Source organism: Thermosipho melanesiensis BI429 (genome assembly GCF_000016905.1).
GTDB lineage: Bacteria > Thermotogota > Thermotogae > Thermotogales > Fervidobacteriaceae > Thermosipho > Thermosipho melanesiensis.
In genome coordinates, this window is record NC_009616.1 from 160,397 (window position 1) to 181,387 (window position 20,991).

The 20,991-nt window shown below is 31.7% G+C and carries 20 protein-coding genes; 12 read left to right on the forward strand and 8 right to left on the reverse strand.

The features are described from left to right. Position 1 precedes the first annotated feature (1 nt). Positions 2–1,198, forward strand: coding sequence for an aminopeptidase (locus tag TMEL_RS00805; protein ID WP_012056387.1), 1,197 nt, complete (start codon positions 2–4; stop codon positions 1,196–1,198). Here TMEL_RS00805 and TMEL_RS00810 read toward each other — a convergent pair. From TMEL_RS00810 to TMEL_RS00845, 8 genes are read right to left on the reverse strand one after another with little or no spacing between them, the layout of a single operon-like run. Next, complete coding sequence (locus TMEL_RS00810) at positions 1,184–2,200, reverse strand: ABC transporter permease (RefSeq protein WP_012056388.1); 1,017 nt, start codon at positions 2,198–2,200, stop codon at positions 1,184–1,186. The genes TMEL_RS00805 and TMEL_RS00810 overlap by 15 nt on opposite strands. A 1-nt stretch (position 2,201) precedes the next feature. Then, complete coding sequence (locus TMEL_RS00815) at positions 2,202–3,053, reverse strand: ABC transporter ATP-binding protein (RefSeq protein WP_012056389.1); 852 nt, start codon at positions 3,051–3,053, stop codon at positions 2,202–2,204. Further along, positions 3,050–4,027, reverse strand: coding sequence for an ABC transporter permease (locus TMEL_RS00820; protein ID WP_012056390.1), 978 nt, complete (start codon positions 4,025–4,027; stop codon positions 3,050–3,052). Before TMEL_RS00820 ends, TMEL_RS00815 begins: the two co-directional genes overlap by 4 nt. Further along, positions 4,020–4,559, reverse strand: a complete 540-nt coding sequence (locus tag TMEL_RS10425) for a macro domain-containing protein (protein ID WP_012056391.1) — start codon at positions 4,557–4,559, stop codon at positions 4,020–4,022. Before TMEL_RS10425 ends, TMEL_RS00820 begins: the two co-directional genes overlap by 8 nt. Then, on the reverse strand, positions 4,543–5,775 hold the full coding sequence (locus TMEL_RS00830) for a replication-associated recombination protein A (protein WP_012056392.1): 1,233 nt from the start codon (positions 5,773–5,775) through the stop codon (positions 4,543–4,545). The genes TMEL_RS10425 and TMEL_RS00830 overlap by 17 nt, the downstream gene beginning before the upstream one ends. Continuing rightward, the gene (locus TMEL_RS00835; RefSeq protein WP_012056393.1) at positions 5,744–6,676 is read right to left on the reverse strand and encodes an SDR family NAD(P)-dependent oxidoreductase; all 933 of its coding nucleotides are present in this window, start codon (positions 6,674–6,676) and stop codon (positions 5,744–5,746) included. Before TMEL_RS00835 ends, TMEL_RS00830 begins: the two co-directional genes overlap by 32 nt. Next, a complete protein-coding gene (locus TMEL_RS00840; RefSeq protein ID WP_012056394.1) occupies positions 6,676–7,179 on the reverse strand; it encodes a metal-dependent transcriptional regulator in 504 nt (167 codons plus the stop codon). The genes TMEL_RS00835 and TMEL_RS00840 overlap by 1 nt, the downstream gene beginning before the upstream one ends. After that, positions 7,169–7,771, reverse strand: a complete 603-nt coding sequence (locus tag TMEL_RS00845) for a uracil-DNA glycosylase (protein ID WP_012056395.1) — start codon at positions 7,769–7,771, stop codon at positions 7,169–7,171. The genes TMEL_RS00840 and TMEL_RS00845 overlap by 11 nt, the downstream gene beginning before the upstream one ends. Before the next feature lie 201 nt (positions 7,772–7,972). Here TMEL_RS00845 and ppdK point away from each other — a divergent pair, with 201 nt between their 5' ends. Genes ppdK through uvrA form a run of 11 tightly spaced genes read left to right on the forward strand, consistent with a single transcriptional unit; the run spans position 7,973 to position 20,990 of the window. After that, positions 7,973–10,618 (forward strand): pyruvate, phosphate dikinase, encoded by a 2,646-nt coding sequence (ppdK, locus tag TMEL_RS00850; protein ID WP_012056396.1) that lies wholly within the window; start codon positions 7,973–7,975, stop codon positions 10,616–10,618. A gap of 57 nt (positions 10,619–10,675) precedes the next feature. Then, entirely contained in the window at positions 10,676–11,086 is a 411-nt protein-coding gene (locus tag TMEL_RS00855; RefSeq protein ID WP_012056397.1) for a hypothetical protein, read from the forward strand. Then, the gene (gene glmU / locus TMEL_RS00860) at positions 11,083–12,435 is read left to right on the forward strand and encodes a bifunctional UDP-N-acetylglucosamine diphosphorylase/glucosamine-1-phosphate N-acetyltransferase GlmU (protein ID WP_012056398.1); all 1,353 of its coding nucleotides are present in this window, start codon (positions 11,083–11,085) and stop codon (positions 12,433–12,435) included. The genes TMEL_RS00855 and glmU overlap by 4 nt, the downstream gene beginning before the upstream one ends. Then, positions 12,416–13,366, forward strand: a complete 951-nt coding sequence (locus TMEL_RS00865; protein WP_012056399.1) for a ribose-phosphate pyrophosphokinase — start codon at positions 12,416–12,418, stop codon at positions 13,364–13,366. The genes glmU and TMEL_RS00865 overlap by 20 nt, the downstream gene beginning before the upstream one ends. Positions 13,367–13,400: 34 nt before the next feature. Continuing rightward, on the forward strand, positions 13,401–14,051 hold the full coding sequence (locus TMEL_RS00870) for a 50S ribosomal protein L25 (protein WP_012056400.1): 651 nt from the start codon (positions 13,401–13,403) through the stop codon (positions 14,049–14,051). Positions 14,052–14,055: 4 nt separating this feature from the next. Next, complete coding sequence (gene pth / locus TMEL_RS00875) at positions 14,056–14,589, forward strand: aminoacyl-tRNA hydrolase (protein ID WP_041425876.1); 534 nt, start codon at positions 14,056–14,058, stop codon at positions 14,587–14,589. Continuing rightward, a complete protein-coding gene (locus tag TMEL_RS00880) occupies positions 14,586–15,011 on the forward strand; it encodes a hypothetical protein (RefSeq protein ID WP_012056402.1) in 426 nt (141 codons plus the stop codon). Before pth ends, TMEL_RS00880 begins: the two co-directional genes overlap by 4 nt. 40 nt (positions 15,012–15,051) lie before the next feature. Then, positions 15,052–16,611 carry an ABC transporter permease subunit gene (locus tag TMEL_RS10715; protein WP_012056403.1) on the forward strand — a complete coding sequence of 520 codons (1,560 nt, stop codon included), beginning with the start codon at positions 15,052–15,054 and terminating at the stop codon, positions 16,609–16,611. Between the two features lie 13 nt (positions 16,612–16,624). Further along, a complete protein-coding gene (locus tag TMEL_RS00890; protein ID WP_012056404.1) occupies positions 16,625–17,785 on the forward strand; it encodes a type 2 periplasmic-binding domain-containing protein in 1,161 nt (386 codons plus the stop codon). Further along, entirely contained in the window at positions 17,778–18,224 is a 447-nt protein-coding gene (locus TMEL_RS00895) for an adenylyl-sulfate kinase (RefSeq protein ID WP_012056405.1), read from the forward strand. Before TMEL_RS00890 ends, TMEL_RS00895 begins: the two co-directional genes overlap by 8 nt. Before the next feature lie 3 nt (positions 18,225–18,227). Further along, entirely contained in the window at positions 18,228–20,990 is a 2,763-nt protein-coding gene (gene uvrA, locus TMEL_RS00900) for an excinuclease ABC subunit UvrA (protein WP_041425879.1), read from the forward strand. The last annotated feature ends 1 nt before the right edge of the window (position 20,991 follow it).

Below are 20,991 nucleotides of genomic sequence, written 5' to 3' on the forward strand. Positions count from 1 at the left end.
GATGCTTAGAAAATACGCAACGGTAGCACTTCAAATAGGACTTAATCTTCAAAAAAATCAAATATTATTCGTTAAAGCTCCAATTGATGCAAAAGAATTTGTAGAAGAGGTTGTGGATGTCGCTTTTGAACTTGGAGCATACGATGTTTATGTAAAATGGAATGATGAGGTCGTCACAAAACATCGTCTGAAAAAAGCATCAATTGACGCGTTAAAAGAGTATCCTGAATGGGAAATAAAAGCTTCTGAATACCTTTTAGATAAAAAAGGTGCAGTTTTAAGTATTACTGGAGCAGACCCAGATGCATTAAAAGATGTTCCGCCAGACAGAATTGGCATTTTTACAAAGACTGCTAACCTTGCAAATAAGGATATAATGAAAAGGATGATGACAAATGAAATCAGCTGGTGTGTTGTGGCATACCCATCAAAAAAATGGGCAAAAAAGGTAATAGGAGAAGAAGATACTGAAAAACTTTTAAGTTATATTTTAAAGGCAAGTAGAATAGAAGGTAACCCCATAGAAAATTGGAAAAAACACATTAAACAATTAAATCGCATAACAGATTTCCTAAATGAAAGACAATTTGATTACCTCATTTATGAAGGTCCTGGAACAGATTTACAAGTTGGACTTCCCAAAGATCATGTATGGATATCTGGAAGTCAAAAAAATTCACAAGGGATTACATTTGTCCCAAACATCCCCACAGAAGAGGTTTTCACCGCTCCACATAGAGAAAAAATAAACGGCACAGTTTCAAATAGCCTTCCATTAGTGTACGGTGGAAACATTATTGATAAATTCAAACTAACATTCAAAGACGGGGAAATAATCAAATATGAAGCAGAAGTAGGAAAAGAAATACTTGAAACTATTCTCAACACAGATAAAGGAGCAAAAAGATTGGGAGAAGTTGCATTAGTTTCAGTTGAATCACCTATATACAAAATGAAAACGGTATTTTTCAACACACTGTTTGACGAAAATGCAGCATCTCATTTCGCGTTTGGAAGGGCATATCCAAATTGTATAAAAAATGGAGAAAAGTTATCTGAAAAAGAATTATTAAAAGCGGGGATAAACACCAGCCTTACCCATGTAGATTTTATGATAGGAAATGAGGAAATAAACGTTTGGGGTGTAAAGGGTAATGAAAAAATTAAATTAATGGAAAAAGGATTATTTGTTATCTAGAACAACACTCAATACTATAGAACCTAAAAGCCAAATAAAAGGTACCAAAATGTGATTTTTATATACGGAATATCCAAAAGAAAAACGTATCCCATCTACCAAATAGGTAGATGGGATTATTTTTGAAATAACAGATATAACTCCAGCATTTCTTACATCAAAATAAAATCCTCCTGCAAACATAAAGACTTGAAAAAATATATTTCCCAAGACAACACTTGTTTCTGGATTTCTAATAACCCTTGTTAACATGTAACCAAACGACAAAAATACAAGGCTTCCATACAAAATATAAAATAATATATTTGCATCCAAAACATCAACCTTATACACCAAAAAATCAAATACAGAAAATATTGCACAAGAAATTAAAATCTGTACAAAAGAAACAAATGTAAATGTCAAATAAAAGTGGTTGTACGGTGTTACAGACAATCTTTTCAAAAGACCATTTCGTTTATAATATGAAATACTTGTCATATACCCAAAAAACGTTACAGACATTATATTCATCACTATTATTGCACCATACAAAAAATCTTGGTACCTTCCCTTTTGATTTTTTTCTATAATTTCTATTTTCTGTTTTTTTATGTTACCAACACCAGAAAGTACACTAACAAAAACTGATTTTGCTATTTTTGAACCCATATCACCTGGAACATAATATACATCTACATCCACTGGCTTAAATAATTTAGTTCTTTGCAAAAAAATTGCCTTTTGTACCTTCACATCAAAATCTTGTGGCAAAACAACTACAATATCCAAATTTTTTTCTAAAAATTCATCTAAATTTTTTATCTCTATTATCTCAAAATATTCCTTGAAACTTTCCAAAATAGAACTTTTTCCAATAACCCCTATTCTAAATTTAACCCTTTCCTTTATATTTCCAAAAATAGATGTAAGTAATAAAGAAAGTAAAATGGGAAAAACAATAAACCAAAAGGTTGCTTCACGTGACCTTAAAAGTTCTAATTTTAACAAATATTTGAACATATCAATCCCTCAATCCTCTACCAGTAAGTTTTAAAAATACATCTTCTAATGTTGGATGTCTTACAGTAAAGTTTTCAATACCTATATTTAATAATTTATTTATTTCTTCCATTACATTTGACGTTTCTATAATTGTCTTTCCTTCAACTACTTCTCCAAAATCATACTCACCTTCTATTTCAATAATCGAATTTAATCCTGAATTCCTAATTAACTCATCTGGAGAACCTTGGGCGACAATTTTGCCATTATCTATAATACAAACCATATCCGATAAATTTTGTGCTTCTTCCATATAATGCGTAGTTAAAAATATTGTTTTTCCCTCTCTTTTAAACTTCAAAATCAAATCCCAAATATGTCTTCTTGCTTGAGGATCTAAACCTGTAGTGGGTTCATCTAAAAACAAAATCTTAGGATCATTTATAATAGAAAGTCCAAAACAAAGTCTCTGAAATTGTCCACCTGAAAGATTTCTTACCCTACTTTTTTTCTTTTCCTCTAATCCAACAATCTCTAATACTTCTTCTGGATTGTAACCTTTCTCGTAAAAACTTCTAAAAAGTGACAATGTTTCAATAACTGTAAGTTCTCTAAATAACTCTGTTCTTTGCAAAAGCACCCCAATTTTTTCTTTTAATTCTTTTCCCACTTTTTCAACCTTTTTTCCAAAAAAATAAATTTCCCCAGAGGTTTTTTTCCTTAACCCTTCCAATATCTCAATAGTAGTTGTTTTCCCCGCGCCATTTGGACCTAAAAAAGAAAAAATTACTCCCTTTTCAACTTCAAAACTTATCCCTTTCAACGCTTCAAAATCCCCGTATTTCTTTCTTAAGTTTATCACCTTAATCATTTTTTCACCCACTCTTCTTTGGAAAAAAGTATCTTTCCCCCAACATACAGGAAAATGATCCCAAAGCTTAACAAAAATAAATTTTGCAGTAAAAACCTCTCAAATGAAAATAACCTAAAAATTGAATACTGGAAATTTTCATTAATATACTTTACAGGTAGAAAATACGTAATTCTTTTTAAAAAATCAGGCAAAAAATTTAATGGAAAATAAACACCAGAAAAAAACACAAATATTGTATACAAAAATTGCGCAATTGAACTTGCTGATTTTTTAAAAACTACACTTAAAAAACTTCCAATACCTAGCATTCCTATTACAGCGGAAACAAAAGAAAGTAAAAAATAAAAATAATTTACCTTTAAATCTATCGAAAATACAACTAATCCAATTAAACGAACTATTACAAACGAAAAAAAGCTTACGATAAATTGTGATATTGAAAATGAAAATATAAACTGAAAGGCACTTAACGGTAGTAACTTAAATCTTTTTATAACCCCAAAATTTCTATATCTTTCAAATAGATTTACAGATGAAAACATACCTATAGAAATTAAAGATAAAACAAAAGATCCTAAATAAATTCTTTCTTTTTCACTTAACTTTATATAATCTAATTCTTTCTCGTTTATTCTTAACACATCTATTGTTGTAGCAACCTTTTGTTTTATATCATTAATCCATAAATCCACGGTATAGTCATCATAATTTTTATAAACAACTATCTCATCTTCAATAATAGCTACAGCACTATATTTATCCTTTTCTTTTAATAACTTTTCTTTATCTTCAAAATAAACACCAGGTATATCTAACCTATTATTACAAAAATAGGCAAATGTTACATTTACCTCATCTGAAAACACAAAAGCAAATATTAAAAAGAATATAACAGGTAACAGTATGCTGGAGAAAAAAGAGATCTTATTCCTAAAAGACTCCAAAAATAGCGCTTTAATTAAATTAATCACATGAAAACTCCTTTACAAATACTTCATGAACATAACTATCTATATTCACAATCCTTATTTCATCTAGACAACGTTCTTTGCTGGTAAACTTGCTAATTACTTCTTTAAAAATCTTAGCGCATCTATCTACTGGAAAACCAAAAATACCACTACTTATAGCTGGAAAGGCTATGGTTTTGATATTTAGTTTACATGCTGTTTTTAAACTATTCCATATTGCACTCCTTAGTTTTTCCTCTTCATTATTTTCTCCTCCACGCCATACCGGACCAACAGCATGTATTATATACTTTGCATTTAAATTACCGGCAGTTGTTACCGTAACACCGCCCGTAGGAACTGGCCCATGTTTTTGTACGTATTCATCACTTTCTTCTTGAATGATATATCCTCCTTTTTTCAAAATTGCTCCTGCTACACCGCCACCATGTTTCAAACTTGAATTTGCAGCATTTACAATTGCATCAACATGTTGTTCTGTGATATCATCATTTATCAATCTTACAGTCACATTATTAATCTTTATTTCCATACTCCTTCACCCCTTCCCACAATTTTTCCAAAATTTCCTTTAATCTTTTTTCTTTACCAATCTCTTTTGGAATGTAAAACACTTTATCTGAAATTCCTTTTGGAAGGTAACTTTTTTTCAAAAAACCACCATAATGATGTGGATTTTTGTATCCACTATCTTTTACATTTAGTAAATTGAAAGGTACAGACAAATTCATCGTCTCTCTTGCAGATTCGATTGCTTTTGAAATAGCTAAAGTAGATGAATTGCTCTTTGGTGCTAATGACAAGTATATAACACATTCAGAAAGGTTTAAAACACACTCTGGAAGTCCAACCAGTTCCACTGCTTGTGCTGTTGCAATTGCTATTAAAATTGCCATGGGATCCGCAAGTCCTACATCCTCACTAGCCAAAATCGCCAACCTTCTTGCAATAAATCTTGGATCTTCTCCCACTTCTAACATTCTTGCCATATAGTACAACGCCGCGTCGGGATCACTTCCCCTAATGCTTTTTATAAAAGCAGATGCAAGTTCATAATGTTCTTTGCTAGTATAAACCATTTTCACTTCGCCACCGTATAATGTAACGATTTCATCGTCAACTATTTCTTTACCAAGTGCTTTTGCCATATCACTCAACACATCGTAAATATTTATTGCAAATCTTGCATCACCATCTGAAATCCTTGTAATAAAATCCATAACACTTTCCATTACATCTATGTTTTTTACTGAAATTGCCCTCTCTAAAAGCTTTTTTATTTCAAAAACCTTTAACTTTTTAAAAGCAATAACCTTTATCCTTGACAACAACGCGGGATTTATCATCTTAAAGGGATTTTCAGTGGTTGCACCAATAAATATATAATCTCCCCGTTCTATTCCGGGGAGAAATATATCCTGTTGTTTTTTATTAAACCTATGAATTTCATCAACAAAAATCAGCATCTTTTTTAATCCCTTTACTTTTTGCGCATAATCTAATACCTTTTTCACATCAATTGTAGAAGTCACAGCAGCGTTAAAATGATAAATTTCAAAATCTGTCTTTTTCCTTATTATCTCCAAAGTAGAAGTTTTCCCACAACCAGGTGGTCCATAAAATACTGCAGAAAATAAATTTCCACTCTCAATAGCTAGCCTTATCAATCCTTTTTCACCAAACAAATGTTCCTGACCAATAAACTCTTCAAAACCCTTAGGTCTTAAAATTTCGCTTAAACCACTCAACGGTTAGCCTCAACCCCTTTTCAATATCCACAGTAGGTTTCCACCTTAACTCCTCAAGAGCCCTCGTATAACACAAAATACTTTTTCTAATATCACCTTTCCTAGGTGGACCATAAATTGGCTCCTTATCATATCGAATAATTTTCTTTAAATATCCAAAAAGCTGATTTACACTTGTTCCAACAGATGTACCAATATTTATCTCCAATCCACTTCCAGATTTTAAAGCTCTTAAATTTGCATTAGCAACATCCTCTACATATACATAATCCCTAACATACCCCCCATCACCGTTAATGACTATATCATCACCATTTAACATACGAGAAATAAATATTGCTATCACACCTGCTTCTCCAAATGGATCTTGTCTTGGTCCATAGACATTTGCATAACGTAATACGGTGTAATCAAGGTTAAATTCTCTTTTCGCAAATCTTAAGTAGTTTTCAACGGAAAGTTTCGCAATACCATAAGGTGAGATAGGCTTGGGGCAAACACTTTCCGGAGTTGGATATATTTCTACATCATCACCATAAATTGCACCACCCGTTGAAGAAAAGATAAATTTTTTTACACCATGCTTTATCGAAAGATTTATTAAATTCAAACTTCCAATTATATTTACGTTTGCATCTTCCACAGGATCCTTTACAGAGACTGAAACGCTAGCCTGTGCAGCAAGATGAAATACATAATCGAAATTTTCATTTTCAAACAACTCTTCCATTGCCTTCTTATCTTTAATATCTCCAACTATAAGTTTTGCTTTTTCATTTACATTTTCCTTTTTTCCTTTTGATAGATTATCAAGAACAACCACTTCAAAGCCATTTTGGACTAATTTATCCACAACATGCGATCCTATAAACCCTGCACCGCCCGTTACCAATGTCTTCATCAGTTATCCTCCTTTAACCTCAATTTCAATTTCAACGCTTCTTTTGGTACCTCTTTTACTCCCAATTTTTTCCTTTGTTCTTTTAAAAATTCTACAAGTTTTTTTGCCTTTGATTCATCAAAATCAATCATCAACGCATAAAAACGTCTTAATTGTTTTCTTGTTTCATTATCTAAACCATATATCATAAGCTTAGCAACTTGTTGTGCTCTGCTTTCTGGAAAACCTATTACATACATAAAGAAATACTTAACCCTCAATTCTCCGTTGTGAATGGTAATCGCAATCCTTCTTCCTTTATTTGTAAGTTTTATAAACCCATACCTTTCATGTTCAACATAACCTAACTTCGTTAATTTTCTCACGGCAGTTGTAACACTAGGATAACTAACTTTTTTAAAATTAGCAACTTCGGAAATCCTTGTAAAACCATTTTTCTTTGATAATTTATAAATTGTTACAAGGTAATTCTCAAGTGTAGGAGTTAGCTTTTTAACCGTCATTTTTCCTCTCCTTTAAAAATTGATCATAATATTTTCTAACTCTCTTTATATCCTGCCACGTAAGATCTTTAGGAGAACCCTTTGCTTTAGAAGGATTCCTTAGCAAATAGCTTGGATGAAACATAGGAAACACAATAATACCACCTCTCCATTTAAATTCATTGCCTCTAACTTTTGTAATTGCAACAGTTCTTCCCAAAAAAAGCTCCAAAGCAGGTTTTCCCAAAGTAACAATCATCTTTGGATTAATAATTTCAAGTTGTGCAAATAAAAAGTGCGAACATATACTCGCTTCTTCTTTGGTAGGCGTCCTATTATTCGGAGGTCTACATTTAACAATGTTAGTTATATAAACATCCTCCCTTTTTATATTCACAGATTCCAAAATTTTCGTTAATAATTGACCAGCTCTACCAACAAATGGTCTCCCTTGAAGGTCTTCTTCTTCACCTGGACCTTCTCCAACAAAAACAATTGGACTATCCAGATTTCCTTCACCTGGAACTACATTGGTTCTATTCTCATGCAAAGGACACGCTTTGCATTCTTTTATTCTTTCAATGATTATTTTCATCATCTCTTCTTTTTTCATACTTTACCTCCAAAATATATTAACTTAACCTAACTTTGTTAACATCAATATTATACCATGTTTTCTCATTATTACAAAAAAAATTCTTCTACGTTATTTTTTGTTACAAAATAGAAAAGTATAATTATAAAATATTAACCGTATTAACCTCAACGATATGATAAAATAAAAATGAACTTAAATTTTCAAGGAGGTGTAAGAATGTCAAAGAAATGGGTATATTTCTTTGCAAACGGCAAGGCAGAAGGCCAAGCAGACATGAAAGATATATTAGGTGGAAAAGGTGCTAATCTCGCCGAAATGACAAACATTGGTATTCCAGTACCACCAGGATTTACTATTTCCACAGAAGTTTGTAAATTTTACTATGATCACGGAAAAACATATCCAGAAGATCTAAAAGCACAAGTAGATGAAGCTCTAAAAAAGTTAGAAGAAGTTACAGAAAAAAAATTGGGTGATCCCGAAAAACCATTATTAGTATCCGTTAGATCAGGTGCTGCTGTCTCTATGCCTGGAATGATGGATACCATTCTAAACTTAGGTTTAAACGATGAAACAGTTAAAGGGCTTGCAAAACTTACAAACAATGAAAGATTTGCATATGATGCCTACAGAAGATTCTTACAGATGTTTGGAGACACTGCATTAGGTATACCACATGCAGAATTCGAAAAAGCATTAGAAGCAAAAAAAGAAGCAAAAGGTGTAAAGTTAGACGTTGAACTTGACGCTGAAGACCTAAGAGCACTCGTTGAGGATTACAAAAAGATCTATGACAAACATGGCAAAGAATTCCCGCAAGATACCTACAAACAACTTTGGGCAGCTATTGATGCAGTCTTTGGTTCATGGATGAACGAAAGGGCAATTAAATACAGACAAATCAACAACATCAAAGAAGGAGAATTGCTTGGAACAGCTGTAAATATAGTTACCATGGTATTTGGAAATATGGGTGATGACTGTGGTACAGGCGTCTGTTTCACAAGAAATCCAAATACAGGGGAAAAGAAACCATATGGTGAATTCCTACAAAACGCACAAGGTGAAGATGTTGTTGCCGGTATAAGAACCCCTGTTCCTCTAGAAGAACTAAAGAAAATAAACGAAAGTGTATACAACGAGCTTCTTTCAATAATGGAAAAATTAGAAAAACACTATAAAGACATGCAAGATATAGAGTTCACAATCGAAAAAGGAAAACTCTACATCTTACAAACAAGAAACGGAAAAAGAACAAGTCAAGCAGCTATCAAAATAGCAGTTGATCTTGTACACGAAGGGTTAATTGATAAAGAAACAGCAGTAATGAGAGTAAAACCTGAAGATGTTGAAAGAGTACTTCACGCAAAATTTGATGACAGCGAACTTAAAAATGCAAAAGTAATAGCAAAAGGACTTCCAGCATCACCAGGTGCAGCTACTGGAAAAGTATATTTTGATGCAGCAAAGGCTGAAAAAATGGCAAAAGATGGAGAACAAGTTATACTTGTAAGACCTGAAACAAGTCCAGAAGATGTTGGCGGAATGAATGCCGCAGAAGGTATATTAACCGCAAGAGGTGGAATGACATCACACGCAGCTGTTGTTGCAAGAGGAATGGGTAAACCTGCAGTTGTTGGTGCAGAAGAAATATTAGTTGATGAAGAAACATTGGAATTCAAAGTCAACGATACAGTTGTAAAAGAAGGAGAATGGATTTCAATTGATGGAACAACCGGAAATGTTTACCTTGGTAAGGTAAAAACGGTAAAACCACAAGGCCTCGAAGGACCGGTCGCAGAACTCCTCACTTGGGCAGATGAAATAAGAAGATTAGGCGTAAGAACAAATGCAGATGTTCCAAGAGATGCTAAAGTCGCAAGAGATTTCGGAGCAGAAGGTATTGGACTTTGCAGAACAGAACATATGTTTTTTGAAAAAGATAGAATACCAAAAGTTAGAAGAATGATTGTCGCAAAGACAAAAGAACAAAGAGAAGCCGCACTTGCAGAACTATTACCGCTTCAAAAAGAAGACTTCAAAGGACTATTTAGAACAATGAAAGGTTTACCAGTTACCATCAGGCTTATAGATCCTCCACTACACGAATTCTTACCTCATGAAGAAGAACAAATGAAAGAAGTAGCGGAACAAATTGGAATTACAGTTGAAGAGTTAAAATCAGTAGTTGAACAGCTCCACGAACTTAACCCAATGCTCGGCCATAGAGGATGTAGGCTTACAATAACATATCCTGAAATTGCCGTAATGCAAACAAAAGCAATAATTGGTGCAGCTATTGAACTAAAGAGAGAAGAAAACATAGACGTAATTCCAGAAATAATGATTCCATTGGTTGGACACATTAATGAATTAAAATACGTTAAAAAAGTTGTAGTTGAAACTGCAGAGCAATTAATAAAAGAAGTAGGTATTGAACTTACGTATAAAGTTGGTACAATGATTGAAATACCAAGAGCTGCAATTACTGCTGACCAAATTGCTCAAGAGGCCGAATTCTTTAGCTTTGGAACAAACGACCTAACACAAATGACCTTTGGTTTCAGCCGTGACGATGTTGGAAAGTTCTTACCAGAATATCTTGAAAAAGGTATACTTGAACACGATCCATTTAAGAGTCTTGATTGGAATGGTGTAGGACAATTAGTAAAAATGGGTACAGAAAAAGGTAAGGCAGCAAGAAAAGATCTCAAAGTTGGAGTCTGTGGTGAACACGGTGGAGATCCAAGATCTATCCTCTTTTTTGATGCAGTTGGTCTTGATTACGTAAGTTGTTCTCCATACAGGGTACCTGTTGCAAGAATTGCAGCTGCTCAAGCAACAATAAAAAACAGAAAATAAGGCTTCTACAATAAAATGGGCCCATAGCTGGGCCCATTATTATTTGGAGGTGCTAACGTGTCGTTTCTACTCTTTTCTATTGCAACATCTATCATACTATTTTTTTTCACAAAATCTTACATATTCTTTTCAATTATATTCCTTGGATTGTACTATCTAAAAAGAGACAATACAAAATTACAAAGCTTATTAAGTTTAACCTTTGTTTTGATGATTGCACTTTCTTTCTTTTCAACAATCCGTGGGTACAATCCATCTGGTTTACTTTTTCTATTAATTGCAACATTTTCATCGATAATATATGATATACTTAAAAAGCCTATGTGGAGTTTACCTTTTTTTGCATTTCTTGGAATAGGTATTTCAATGATTGGGACCATAAAATATGGAAACCTTGGCTATTTATTTGGATTTTTAATAATTCCCATATTTTTAAGAGAATTCAAGAAAAGGGGTGAAAAAAATTGAAAACCCTAATTTTGGCTGCGGGTCTTGGCAAAAGAATGAATTCTAAATATCCAAAAGTAATACATAAAATTTTCAACAAACCAATGATTAACTGGGTAATTGAAACTGCAAAAAACTTTGGTAAAGTAGCAGTTGTTTTAGGACATAAATACGAACTTGTTAAAAAGGTCATACCTGAAGACGTTGAAATATACTTGCAAAACCAACAATTAGGTACTGCACATGCAGTCATGTCTGCCATAGAATTTGTATCTCCAAATGATAATTTGTTAATTCTTTATGGCGATGTTCCTTTTATTTCACATGAAACATTAAAAAGACTTGAAAAAGAGCACGTAAAAAGTAACAGTGATGTTACTATACTTACCTCTATATTGGAAAATCCTACCGGTTATGGTAGGATTGTTAGAGATGGCAAAATAAGGATAATAGAAGATAAAGATGCAACTGAAGAAGTTAAAAAAATAAAAGAAATAAATACAGGGATATACATTATTAAAGGAAACTTTTTAATTGAAAATATAAATAAGATAGAGAATAATAACACACAGAAAGAATATTATTTAACGGATATATTAAAATTTACAGATAACATCTCAACAGTTACTACGAACGATGTCGACGAAATTACTGGTGTAAACAACAGAATTCAACTTGCAAATTTGGAAAAAAAGATAAGAAGGAAAATAAATGAAAAATTAATGAACCAAGGGGTAAGGATAATTGACCCTAATGCTGTTTATATAGACCCACAAGTAAAAATAGGGAGAGACACTTTGATCTACCCGTTTACTTTCATTGAAGGTGAAACAGAAATTGGGGAAGATTGTGTAATTGGACCTTTGACACGAATAAAAGAGTCTAAAATAGGGAATAAAGTTACAATAAACAGATCAGAAGTGGAAAAATCTGTGATAGAAGATAATGTATCAGTAGGTCCATTTGCAAGATTACGTGAAGGAACGACATTAGATGAAAATGTAAAAATTGGAAACTTTGTAGAAACAAAAAAGTCAAGTATAGGAAAAAATAGCAAAGCACAACATCTAACATACTTAGGAGATGCTACAATTGGAAATAACGTAAATATAGGAGCGGGAACAATTACTTGTAATTATGATGGGCAAACCAAGCATCCGACTTACATTGAAGACAACGCGTTTATTGGAAGCAACAACTCACTTGTTGCACCTGTAAAGATAGGTAAAAATGCAATCACTGCTGCTGGTTCAACCATTACAAACAACGTACCGGAAAATAGTCTTGCAATAGCAAGACAAAAACAAATTAACAAAGAAAATTGGGTTTTAAGAAAAGGGGGCCAAAAAAATGCAAATAACAAAAAATGAGATGAAAATATTCTCAGGAAATGCCAATAAAGAACTTGCAATAAAGGTATCGGAATATATCGGTACACGCCTTGCCAATTGTGAAGTTGGAAGATTTGCAGACGGTGAAATAAACGTAAAGATTGGTGAAACAGTTAGAGGACACGATACTTTTATCGTTCAACCAACTTGTCCCCCTGTAAACGAAAATCTAATGGAATTGTTAATAATGATAGATGCACTAAAACGCGCATCGGCAAACAGTATAGCGGTGGTTATACCATACTATGGATATGCAAGACAGGACAGAAAAGCCAAAGGACGTGATCCTATAACTGCAAAGTTAGTAGCAAATTTATTAACCACTGCTGGAGCTACAAGAGTTATGACTGTTGATTTGCACTCTGAACAGATACAAGGATTTTTTGATATACCACTTGATAATTTATGGAGTTTCCCTATATTTGCAAAACAATTGAAAAGGGATAAAATAGTAGATGATGAATATGTAATTGTATCACCAGATGTTGGTGGTGTAAAAAGAGCAAGACAATTTGCTGAAAGATTAGGCGGACCTCTTGCAATATTGGACAAAAGGAGGCCAAAGGATAATGAAGCAGAGATTTTGAATATAATAGGAGATGTAAAAGATAAAACGGCAATTATTGTGGACGATATTGCGGATACAGCACGTTCTCTTGTTAAAGCAGCAAAGGCTATAAAAGAGAATGGTGCAAGAAGGGTAATTGCTTGTATCACACATCCCGTACTTTCTGATGGTGCAATTGAAAGAATTCAAAATTCAGAAATTGAAAAAATATATATTTCCGATTCGATCAGTCATAACAATCTACCAGATAAATTTTCCGTAGTATCACTTGCACCACTGCTTGGTGAAGCTATTATGAGGGTGAGAAAAAACTTATCTGTAAGTATACTATTTAGGCAATAATAAACCCATAAAAATAAAAAGAGGAGGTTTTAGTATGGCACAACACAAGCTAGAGGCCCTGACGAGAAACGTTGTTGGAAAAAAAAGGGCTGTTAGAAGATTGAGAAAACAAGGACTTATACCCGGTGTAGTTTATGGGCCTGATATTGAACCACTTTCTATTTCAATTAAAAAGTCCAATTTAATCAAGCTTTTATACGAAGTAACCGAAGCAAGCATTATTTCACTTTCCGTTAAAGATGAAACAGGAAATGAGGTATTCTCTCACGATGTATTCATTAAAAACATTCAATACGATAAATTAACAGATGAAGTAAAACATATTGATTTCTACGCACCTGAAAAAGGTCATACTATGAATATCAATATACCACTTGAATTTATTGGAAAACCAAAAGGCGTAGAAAAGGGTGGTATTGTTGAAATTATTCACCATGAACTCCCCGTTGAAACACTTCCTTCTGTTATTGTAGAGAAGCTAGAGATAGATATTAGTAATCTAGATCTTGGTGAATCATTCCACGTATCTGATTTAAAACTCCCAACAGGAATGACTGCAGAGCTTCCAGAAAACGAACCATTGGTAACTATAGCAATTCCAAGAGGTATTGAAGTAGAAGAAACAACAAGTGAAGAGGAAGTTGAACCAGAAGTAATAGAAAAAGGTAAAAAGGAGGAAGAATAAAATAATATTAGTTGTTGGTCTTGGAAACCCTGGTCCACGTTATGCCTTTACAAGGCATAACGTGGGTTTTATGTTTTTAGACAGAATAGCAAATAATTGGAGAAAGAAATACAATTATGAATTTTCAATAAAAGAAAATCTTTTTTTAGTAAAACCGCTAACATACATGAATTTAAGTGGTGAAATATTTAATTACATAAATCCCAAAGATTTTGGTGATATAATAGTAGTGTACGATGACGTAAGTTTACCACTTGGAAAAATAAGGATTAGAAAAAAAGGCTCACATGGTGGTCATAAGGGAGTTAAGTCAATAATCTCGCATCTTGGGACTGATTTTAATAGAATTAGGATAGGAATAGGTCCTCTACCTGATAATGAAGATTTGGTAAATTTCGTACTGGGAGAATTTTCAAATAGGGAACTCGAAATAGTAAACAAAGCTTTAAACTTATCATATGAAGCTTTAAAAACTATTGTTAATGAAGGGATTGACAAAGCAATGAGCCTCTTTAATGCAAAAGAGGTGGAAAGATGAAAAAGTGCAGTAGATGTGGAAAAAACGCGGATATATTTCTAGTGGTAGATGTAGATATTGCAAAAAAGGAAATTGTACTTTGCAAAAGGTGCCTTAAAGAAACCCTGAAATTTGATACTGTAAGATTTACAAAAGCAGGTGTTGAACTGCTTTCAGCTCATATGGAATTTGCAGAAGAAATAACTTTAAATTCCACAAGATTTATTGCAAATAACCTAGAAATTCTCACATTAATGCCACTTGCCGTTCAAAGTGCACTTTTTGAACATGATTCATTTACAAAAAAAAGAATGATAAATGACATTCAAAAAAGACAGGTATACTTCTTAAAACAAAAACTTATAAAAGCATTGGAAAAGGAACAATATGATATAGCTAAAAAGATAAAAGAACAGATTGATAATTTAGAAAAACAAAAGTAATTTGTTTTTCCTACCTAAAAAATGCTATAATTTTCCTGATATGATAATTGTATTAGCATTTATATTTTTCTTAAATATATTGCCATTGATTTACGGTTTTTCATCTTCTCTCATATACGACAATTCGTTTACACTAAAAATATTCCTCTCCACCCTAAAGGCAAAATATTTCTATCTTAGCCTTTTTATTTCTCTGTTATATGCCTTATTTTCAAGTATTCTTTCAACCTATATCTCTATATACACAGCAAAAATATTCAAAAAGATCTATTTCCCTTTTTTAATCATTGGTTGGATAATCCCACCGTACATTGGTGTTCCTATTTTTAGAAGTTTTCTCGAAAAATATACTTCTTTTAACACCAATCCTATTTTTTCATTTTTTTTCTCAGTTTTTATTACTTCTTGGTTTTTAATTCCTTTTTCCACATTTTTTATATATTCCCATATACAAAATATAAACAAAAAATATTTTGAAGTCTTCCAACTTGATTCAAACAATATAAGTCTTTATTACAACCACATAGTCATTCCAAATATAAAAGGTGCAATTTCCTCTATATTATTTTTAAACTTTATTTCAGCATTTAAGGATTTCCAAGTACCTTGGTTATTACTTGAAGGTGGGGCTCCTATGAAAATAGGAATTACTTTTAAAGGAGTAATTGGAGCCACTACTAATTTAGAAGTACTTATCTACAAATTTTTCTATCAAAACATTGATTCAGCATATATCGGTTCAATATTTACAATTACAATTATTATTCTTACAATTATGTACTCTTTAAGAAAAAGGGTAAAAGTTAGTTTCAAAATAACCTTTTCAAATAAATTATTAACATACCTTTGGCTTTTTACAATTTTTATATTTTTAATTATTCTAATTTCACTTTCATTTTTCACATCACCAAGTATTTATATAAAAGGTAATTTTACATTAGAAAATTTTAGAATAATATTTCATCCCACCTTCTACCAAGCACTTTTAAATACTATTATAATCTCCGTATTTTCAGCATTTTGTGGTATTATTCTTTCCACATTTTTTGCTTTTAAACTTCTTTCCTTACATATTGGAGAAAAAGTTCTAGAATTTTTTAATTTTTCAAAGATATTTTTTGGACTACATTCTTTAATATTCATCTTTTACATCTTTTCAAAAATACATATCCTAAACACTTATACATCTGTAATATTAGTAATTGTTTCAAAAAACCTACCTTTTCTAACTTTACTCTCTTACTATACTTTTAAATCGTTTCCAAAAGGACTCTATTACATAGCCAAACTAGATGGACTTTCGGACAACAAATTCTTCTTTAAAGTATTACTTGCGAACAATTTTCCTCTAATATCTTCTTTGTTCTTATTATCCTTTTTAAGCGGTTTTAACGCATTTCTACCACCACTTTTATTTTTATACGATGAAAAAAAATATCCACTAAGTCTGCTACTTTACAATTACGTTGGAACTTTTAGCAATCACTATCCTCAGTGGAATATATTTGCAGTAATAAGCATTGTAATATTGTTAATATTAACCTTAGTAACAACAACTTTGGTAAAAATAATGGATCTTTCCCAGCTAAAATACTATTAAAAGGGGGGTTTTTATGAGAAAGTACATTATTTTTGCAATCTTGTTTTTAGAAATTTTTGCATTTTCAAACTACAACAATACTTATTACCTCATAGAACTAATTAAACCATTTAAAACTATTAAAAATATAACTATATACACAGAAAATGGTAAATACAAGGCCAATATTTACTCACAAATAGTGAAAAAATCGGATCTTTATTTTAACAATGAAAAAGTGGAAAAAATAGAAATTGATGCCGACTATTTCGAAGAAAAAAATCGGGAAATTTGGATCTCTTGGGAAGGAATGGAAGAAATAAAAGAATTTTTAGACAATTACAAAAAGTTAAACAATGTAGACATTAAAGTATTAAATGTTCCAAAGATTTCATCAAAACTCATACCACAAAGTAAAACAAACCTAAAACTTCCTGATGTAATTATGGCTAGTGCTTTTGATTATCCAACATACAAAGAACTAAATATAGTAAAAGGTGATATTTACAATTACTACTATGATACACAAGTTGTGTATGTAAACAAAAAATATGCAGATATGATAAAAAATTGGGATCTGGAAGAAATCGAAAAAATCTTAAAAGAAACGGGAAAAAAAATGGCAATTAACCCTATTAGTGCATATTGGTTTTCAACTTTTTTAATGGGATATGGAAAAATTCCATTAATAGGTAAATTTTTTGAATTAGATGATAATATAACAAAAAATGCCATGACAAAAATTAAAAGTTGGTACAAAGATGGTTTTTTTGACCTTCTAAATAAACAAGCACAAATTGCACAATTTACTAATGAAGAAGCTATATTTTTATTTCAAGGAACATTCTTATACCCTACATTAAAAAAACTTCTTTCAGATAAATTTATAGTTAAGCCGTTACCTAAACCCTTAATTCCATTTAAAGATTACAAAGTTTTCATTACGACAAAAGATGGAGACGAAGCATTCACAAAATGGCTAGTGTTATTACTAAACTCTCCCAATCTAAAAGAAACACTTTCAAAAAAATACTACAAATTTTTTGACAATGAAACATATGGAGAACCAATACCATTTGATTTAAAGTATGTTAATTTTCATAAAAATGTCATGGATATACTAAAGCTTGTATTGCTTGATAAACTAGAAATAAACCAAGCAACAAAAAAACTTGAGGAGATAGTAAATGAGTAATTTTATAATATGGATTACCGGTAAAAGTGGTTCTGGAAAATCCTCAATTGCAAGAAAATTAAAAGATTACTATCAAAATTCCATAATTCTTGAAGGATATAATATATTTAAAGATTTAAATATTGACCTCAGATCAAGGATGTTAATACTTGCAAATATTTCATATCTTCTCTCAAAACACTTCATAGTAATAGTTCCATCTGTATCGCCACTAAAAGAAATAAGAAAGATAATAAAGAAAAATTCACCTGTAAAATTTTTTGAGATATTTCTCTCTTCTAAAATAATAAAGAGAAATGACAAATTTTCAAAATTTGTAGATTCAATTTATAAACCTTCGGACAATTATGATTTAGTGGTAAATACGTCTCTTCACAATATAGAACAATGTGTTAGAATAATTACAGACTATGTAAACAAAAATATACAAGGAGAATAGATGATGGACTATATTATTGTTAAAGGTGCAAAAGTACATAATTTAAAGAACATTACTGTTAAAATACCCAAAAATAAATTAACAGTAATTACTGGTTTGTCAGGTTCGGGAAAAAGTTCCCTTGCACTTGATACCATATATATTGAAGGACAAAGAAGGTATCTTGAAAGTTTATCTTCATATGCAAGACAATTCATTGGAAACCTCAAAAAACCCGATGTGGAAAGCATAGAAGGATTATCTCCTTCTATTGCAATTGACCAAAAAAGTGTTTCACACAATCCACGTTCAACCGTTGGTACAATAACGGAAATCTATGACTTTTTACGTGTGTTGTTCGCAAAAATTGGTGAACCTCATTGCTATAAATGTGGAAGAAAGTTAGAAAAAATGAGTATTGATGAAATAGTAGAAGATATATATAAAAATTTCAGAGATAAGAGAATCTATATTGAATCACCTATTGCAATTGAAAAAAAAGGAACATTTAAAGATACATTCGAAGAGCTTATGAAAAAAGGGTACGTAAGGGTAGAAATTGACAACAAAGTATATAGATTAGAAGATGTTCCTGAACTGAATAAAAATGTAAGGCATAATATATTTTTAATAGTCGATAGACTAAAAGCAAATGATTCAAAAGACACAAGATATAGATTGTTTGACTCCATAGAAATTGCCCTAAAAGAAGGAAATGGAATTATATATGTCAAAAACATAGATGATGATATAACAAAAATCTATTCTGAAAAGATGATGTGTCCAGTTTGCGGAATATCCATGCCGGAAATAAATCCAAAACTATTCTCTTTTAACAGTCCATATGGTGCATGTAATAGATGTCACGGTCTGGGATTCACATTGGAAGTGGATCCAGAAAAAGTAATTGATGTTGAAAAACCAGTGCTTGAAGCAATTTTAATTGGTCATAAAGAAGATGGGTGGATCCCTCAAAGAATAAGAAAAATATTAAAAATTTACGGTGGAGATGAAAAAACACCTTTTAAAAAACTCCCAGAGGATACGCAAGAAGCTATACTTTATGGTACAACATTCTTTGACGGATTAATTCCAATTGTAAGGCAAAGATATGAATATGCAACGTCTGAAGAAGGAAGACAATGGATATTAAATAAATTCTTTGTGGAAAATACATGTCACGAATGCAATGGTAAAAGACTTAGAAAAGAAGCTCTATCTGTGCTAATCAATGGCATTAACATTATCGACTTTACAGAACTTCCCATCTCTAAAGAACATGAATTTATCATTTTACTAAAAGAAAAATTATCTGAAAAGAAAATGGAAATTGTAAAAGATTTAATTGAAGAGCTGGAAAAAAGACTTTTGTTTTTAAATGAAGTAGGACTCGGGTATATTACTCTTTCAAGAAACGTAAAAACACTGTCAGGGGGAGAAGCTCAAAGAATAAGGCTTGCAACGCAAATTGGCTCTGGGTTAACAGGTGTTACTTATGTTCTCGATGAACCGACAATTGGGCTACACCAAAGTGATAATGAACGATTAATCTCAACTTTGAAAAAACTGAGAGATCTGGGAAATACTGTTATTGTAGTTGAACATGATGAAGACGTAATTAGAAATGCTGATTATTTAATAGATATCGGTCCTAAAGCTGGAATAAATGGCGGAAATATAGTATACCAAGGACCAATAGAAAATATTGACTCATCTACTTCATTAACCATTGATTATTTAAAAGGTAAACGAAAAATAGAAATTCCAAAGGTAAGAAGAAAAGGTAATGGAAACTATTTAATTTTAAAAGGAGTACGTCATAACAATCTTAAAAATTTAACTGTATCATTTCCACTTGGAACATTTTTATGTATTACCGGTGTTTCTGGTTCTGGAAAAAGCTCGCTTATAATCGACACGCTATATCCTGCTTTAATGAATAAACTTCACAATTCAAAAATTCCTATAGGAGAATACGATGATATTGAAGGATTGGAATTTATTGATAAAGTTATTGCTATAGATCAATCTCCTATTGGAAGAACTCCTAGAAGTAATCCTGCAACATACACAAAGGTATTTGATGAAATAAGGAAATTGTTTGCAATGACTCCACTTGCAAAAGCCAGGGGATACAAACCAGGAAGGTTTAGTTTTAACGTTAAAGGTGGAAGATGTGAACACTGTCAAGGTCAAGGAATTATAAAAGTTGAAATGTTATTCCTACCAGATGTCTTTGTAGAATGTGAAGTTTGTAAAGGAAAAAGGTACAATAGTGAAACATTAGAAGTAACATATAAAGGAAAAAATATAGCCGATATACTTGATATGACTGTGGAAGAGGCATTGGAATTTTTTAAAAACATTCCAAATATTTATTCTACTTTAAAAGTACTAAATGACGTAGGACTTTCATATATAAAGCTTGGACAACCTGCAACTACGCTTTCTGGAGGAGAAGCCCAAAGGATAAAATTAGCTTCTGAATTAAAAAAGAAGGCAACGGGAAAAACCATTTATATATTAGATGAACCCACCGTAGGATTACATTTTGAAGACGTTAAAAAATTAATTAGTGTTTTAAATAAACTCGTAGACAAAGGAAACACGGTTATAGTTATTGAACACAATTTGGATGTAATAAAAACTGCGGATTACATTATAGATTTAGGACCTACAGGTGGAGAAAATGGTGGGTATATCATCGCACAAGGAATTCCAGAAGAAATTGCAAAATCAAAAAACTCCATTACCGGGAAATATTTAAAAAAAGTATTGGAGGGTTAAA